The organism is Desulfocucumis palustris, from assembly GCF_002933875.1.
In the GTDB taxonomy this organism is placed as follows: domain Bacteria; phylum Bacillota; class Desulfotomaculia; order Desulfotomaculales; family Desulfocucumaceae; genus Desulfocucumis; species Desulfocucumis palustris.
The window spans coordinates 113,703-114,552 of record NZ_BFAV01000071.1; the positions used below are offsets into that span (position 1 = coordinate 113,703).

Consider the following 850-nt stretch of genomic DNA (forward strand, 5'->3'; position numbering starts at 1 on the left):
GAAAGGGGAAAAATGAATCTGCAAGGCTCTTACCAAATTAATACAATAGCTAGTAATGTAGAATTAGAAATAAATCGTTTGAAAGCTCAAGTTGAATTGTTCTGGGATAAGGAATTGAAGCACTATATAGAATTTGGCTTGAATGATGGAATGCTAATCTTGGAAGTTGGCTCAGGTCCCGGATTCATAACTGAAAAAATACTTGAAAAGTTCCCTAATGCAAATATTACCGCAATAGAGATTGATTCGTTTTTAGCCGATTTTTCACGAAAATATTTATCTTGCAAAAATATCAATCAATTCACAGTAATTCAAAAATCAATTTTAGAAACAGGTTTGCCTGACAGTTCCTTTGATTTCGCTATTACACGATTAGTGTTGGAACATTTACCCGATCCCATTAGTGCTGTTCGCGAAGTATATAGAATATTAAAACCAGGGGGAAAGGCTGTTTTTGTTGACAATGATTTTGAAATGCATATAATGACTTATCCTCATGTTTCAGAATTAAAAGAGCTCTATGATGCTTATTGTCAATCTCGATATTCTGAGGGGGGAAATCCTAAAATTGGCCGGGAGTTGCCCACTATATTAAAGAATGGTGGATTCTCCGGGGTTGATTTTGAAATTATCAGTGCCCATAGTGAAATTGTAGGAGATGAAATGTTTTTAAAATCTGAGGGAATAGGCATTCCGATTAAACTTTTGAATGATGGTTTTTTATCTAGTAAAATTTTGGGAAGAATCTCTACTGAATGGCGAAGAATGATGAAAAGTGAAAACCACTCCATTATACGGCAGTTGTACATGGCTGTTGGGGAGAAAACGCTATAGGAAGGAGGAATATAGC

Annotated in this window: 1 protein-coding gene; it reads left to right on the forward strand. The window is 35.3% G+C overall.

Annotated elements, in window-relative coordinates; genetic code table 11:
* Nucleotides 1-12 precede the first annotated feature (12 nt).
* On the forward strand, nucleotides 13-834 hold the full coding sequence (locus DCCM_RS05615) for a class I SAM-dependent methyltransferase (protein ID WP_104371457.1): 822 nt from the start codon (nucleotides 13-15) through the stop codon (nucleotides 832-834).
* Nucleotides 835-850: the final 16 nt, after the last annotated feature.

What these genes read in the sequence shown, in the direction of transcription:
- DCCM_RS05615 (WP_104371457.1), top strand. Translation starts at nt 13, where the DNA reads ATGAATCTGCAAGGCTCTTACCAAATTAATACAATAGCTAGTAATGTA.